This is a genomic window from Defluviitalea phaphyphila (assembly GCF_001466305.1).
GTDB lineage: Bacteria > Bacillota > Clostridia > Lachnospirales > Defluviitaleaceae > Defluviitalea_A > Defluviitalea_A phaphyphila.
This window is the reverse complement of the sequence record NZ_JWID01000056.1, coordinates 1-1,038: the sequence shown is the minus strand read 5'-3', so window position 1 is coordinate 1,038 and position 1,038 is coordinate 1. Positions and strand designations below refer to the sequence as shown.

The window sequence follows — 1,038 nt, the reverse complement described above, 5'->3', positions numbered from 1 at the left end:
AAAGGGTGAAATAAAACCTTAACCCTTAACCCATGAAACTTATTCCTATTTTCCTTTCAACATATCCCTATTTGGAACCGACTTTATTATCTGGAAAGAATTGGGGAAATGGGCATAAGGAATTAGTATTATTGTTACAGATATAATAAAGTTGACTCTGTGATAATAAAGTTGTTTCTATTATAATAAAGTTATCCTTGAAATTAGATTTTCATGTTATCGAAGAGATATCCGAGCCAACAAATATAGAACGGCTATTCTTGTGTGGTTAATAATTAAATACCTGGAGGAGAGACAAAATGAATTATACAAGTCTTGAATCAAAAATAAAAAACTTAATTGCAAAAAAATCAGAAGGAGAATATTGGGATTTTAAACAAGAATGGCATAACGATAATGAAAGATTATTACATGATATCCTATGTTTTGCGAATACAGTACACGATAAGGACTGTTATTTGATAATTGGTGTATCTGATACTGGGGAAATTATTGGTGTAAATGAAGAAAACAGAAGAAGACAGGCTGATATACTCGACTTGTTATCAAATACAGTTTTTGCTGGCGATAATGTTCCTGAAGTTCGTTTAGATACAATAAAAATTGATGAAAAAGAAATAGATGTATTAACTGTATTCAATTCATATAATGTTCCTTATTACTTAAAATCCAAGAGTAAAAAATACAATAACATCAGGGAAGGTTACATATATACGAGAGTTGGAGATAGAAATACACCAATAAACCAAAATGCATGTATACAACAAATAGAGATGCTTTGGAAGAAAAGGTTTGGATTAACGCAACCTCCATTACTACAAATAGCAAATAGACTGGAAAATAAATTAGAATGGTCACAGAATGAAAATACTTATTATAATATATATAAACCTGAATTTAAGTTAGAAATGGAATATGATAATGAATATGATAGGGATGTAGGCGAATTCTATGTATAAATGTCAAGTTAAAAATGTAACTTTTTGATCATTTAAGAATGTAGTTTTTTACTCATTATCCTGTTGAAAATGATCTTTT

1 protein-coding gene is annotated in these 1,038 nt (G+C 28.9%); it reads left to right on the top strand.

Annotation, left to right across the window (positions count from 1 at the left end; all coding sequences use genetic code 11):
• The first annotated feature begins 299 nt into the window (after positions 1–299).
• Positions 300–959, top strand: coding sequence for an AlbA family DNA-binding domain-containing protein (locus OM90_RS12040; RefSeq protein ID WP_242860915.1), 660 nt, complete (start codon positions 300–302; stop codon positions 957–959).
• The last annotated feature ends 79 nt before the right edge of the window (positions 960–1,038 follow it).